This is a genomic window from Microbacterium sp. BF1 (assembly GCF_019279095.1).
In the GTDB taxonomy this organism is placed as follows: Bacteria; Actinomycetota; Actinomycetes; order Actinomycetales; family Microbacteriaceae; genus Microbacterium; species Microbacterium maritypicum.
This window is the reverse complement of record NZ_JAGYWT010000374.1, coordinates 1-2,479: the sequence shown is the minus strand read 5'-3', so window position 1 is coordinate 2,479 and position 2,479 is coordinate 1. Positions and strand designations below refer to the sequence as shown.

3 pseudogenes are annotated in these 2,479 nt (G+C 67.3%); all 3 read right to left on the bottom strand.

Annotated elements, in window-relative coordinates:
- A pseudogene (locus tag KZA10_RS18530) lies at window positions 1–128 on the bottom strand (malate:quinone oxidoreductase); the annotation flags it as partial.
- Between the two features lies 1 nt (window position 129).
- Window positions 130–1,524: pseudogene (locus KZA10_RS12275) on the bottom strand (GH1 family beta-glucosidase); the annotation flags it as partial.
- Window positions 1,525–1,529: 5 nt separating this feature from the next.
- Window positions 1,530–2,354: pseudogene (locus tag KZA10_RS12270) on the bottom strand (carbohydrate ABC transporter permease); the annotation flags it as partial.
- Window positions 2,355–2,479: the final 125 nt, after the last annotated feature.

The window sequence follows — 2,479 nt, the reverse complement described above, 5'->3', positions numbered from 1 at the left end:
TCGACGACGCGGGTGTCGAGGTGCGGAACCGACATGGGCGGAGCACCGACGGACGCCTGCGAGTACACCTTCGCCTTGTGCTGAGCGACGACGGTCGGGTTCGTGGTCTTGAGGAACTGTCCGCCGAGCCAGCCCCGAGTCCTTGAGGGTGCGCTCCTGGGTGTCGTAGTCGACGCGGACGATGCCGAAGCGCTTGTCGTAGCCCCACGCCCACTCGAAGTTGTCGAACAACGACCAGTAGAAGTAGCCGCGCACGTCTACGCCCGCCTCCGCGGCGTCGAGCACCGCACCGAGGTGCAGTCGCAGGAACTCGGTGCGATCGGCATCGTGCACGCGCGTCTCGCCGTCTTCGACCACCACGACGTCGTCGTAGGCCGCGCCGTTCTCGGTCATGTAGAGCACGGTGCCCGCGGGCTCGGCGTACTCGGTCCAGACGCGCTGCAGCACCCGGGTGAGGCCCTCGGGCTGCACCTCCCAGTTCTGCGCCGTGCGCGGCAGGCCCCGCTCGACCGCGTGGATGTCGTCGCTCGACGGATAGGGGCTGCGCCGCACTCGTTCGGTCTCTGGCTCCGCGGAGACGGGCCCTTCGACCGGCGCCGTGCCCGAGACGAGGTCGCCGTGGTAGTAGTTCACCCCTTGCGTGTCGATGTGCTGCGAGATCGTCTCGAGGTCGCCGTCATGCACCGCCGCCTCGAACCGTGCGGCAGCCTCGGCATCGACCGCGCGGATGTCGTCGACGATGTCGGCCGGGTAGCTGCCGCGGTAGATCGGGTCGAGGAACCAGCGGTTGAACTGTCCGTCCACGCGCCGGGCCGCGTCGACATCGGCCGGGTTCTGCGGATCGGCGGGGTCAGCGACCGTGTGGTTCAGGGTGATGCCGAGGTTGAGCGAGGCATCACGGCGACGGAGCTCCTGCACCGTCCTGCCGTGCGCGAGCAGCAGGTGGTGCGAGGCGAGCAGACCTTCGGCGATGCTGGTGTGCCCCGGTGCGTGCTCGCCGGCGGTGTAGGAGAGGAACGATGAGCACCACGGCTCGTTCAGCGTGGTCCACACGTTCACGCGATCGCCGAGAGCATCGTGCATGGTGCCGGCGTACTCCAGGAACCGGTCGACGGTGTCGCGATTGGTCCAGCCACCCGCCTCCTGCAGCGCCTGCGGCATGTCCCAGTGGTACAGCGTCAGCCAGGGCAGGATGTCGGCGCTGAGCAGTTCGTCGACCAGGCGCTCGTAGAAGTCGACACCGGCCGCGTTCACCGCTCCGCCGTCGGGGCGCACCCGCGACCACGACGTCGAGAAACGATACGTCTGCAGGCCGAGCTGCTTCATGAGCGCCACGTCCTGCGGGTAGCGGTGATAGTGATCGCAGGCCACATCGCCGTTCTCCGCACCGATCACGGCACCCGGCTCACGCGAGAAGGCATCCCAGATGGATGCGGTGCGCCCGTCCTCGAACGCCGCCCCTTCGATCTGGTAGGCGGCGGTGGCGGCGCCGAACAGGAAGTTCTCGGGGAAGGAGCGGGTCATAGGGGTCATCCTTTCACCGCGCCCGCCATGATGCCACTGACCAGCTGGCGCCCGGCGACCACGAAGAGCACGAGCAGCGGGAGGGTCGCAAGCACCGCGCCGGCGAGCACGATCGAGTAGTCGATGTAGTACCCGGACTGCAGCTGGCTGAGCGCCGTCTGCAGGGTCGGGTTCTGCGGGGAGAGCACGATGAGCGGCCACAGGTAGTCGGTCCACGCGGTCATGAACGTGAAGAGTCCGAGGATCGCCATGGCCAGCCGGGCGGCGGGGAGCCCGACGGTCAGGAAGGTGCGGAACTGGTTCGCCCCGTCCATCCTCGCGGCCTCGATCAGCTCGTCCGGGATGACGTCGACCAGATACTGCCGCATGAAGAACACGTCGAACGCGGTGACCAGCGTCGGAACGATGACCGCACCGATCGATCCGGTCCAGCCGAGCTCGCGCATCAGCATGAACAACGGGATGATGCCCAGCTGCGTCGGGATCGCCATGGTCGCGATCACGAAGATCATCAGTCCGTCGCGGCCCTTGAAGCGCAGCTTCGCGAAGGCGTAGCCCGCGAGCGTCGAGAACGTCACGACCGAGAGCGTGATGAGGCCCGAGATGAGGAACGAGTTGCCGAGGGCGAGCCAGAACGGGATCGCGTCGAACACCCGAGCCGCATTGGCGAGGAAGTTGCCGCCGGGGATCAGCGGGAGCGTCTCACCTCGCGTCGCGTTCGTGCCGCTGGCGACCACGACCGACCACCACAGCGGTTAGACGCTGCCGATGATGAACGCGGCCAGGAGGCCGTAGGTGAGGAAGCCGGGGCGGCTGCCGACGCCGGCAAGACACTTCGTCGTGCCGTTGTCATGGTATCGATTCCGCCTGGGAACCTCGGGGTGAGGAGGCCCCCGTTGTCATTTCGTGATCGACTACACACCGGATGCACAGGGTTCCGATCGCCTCGAGATCT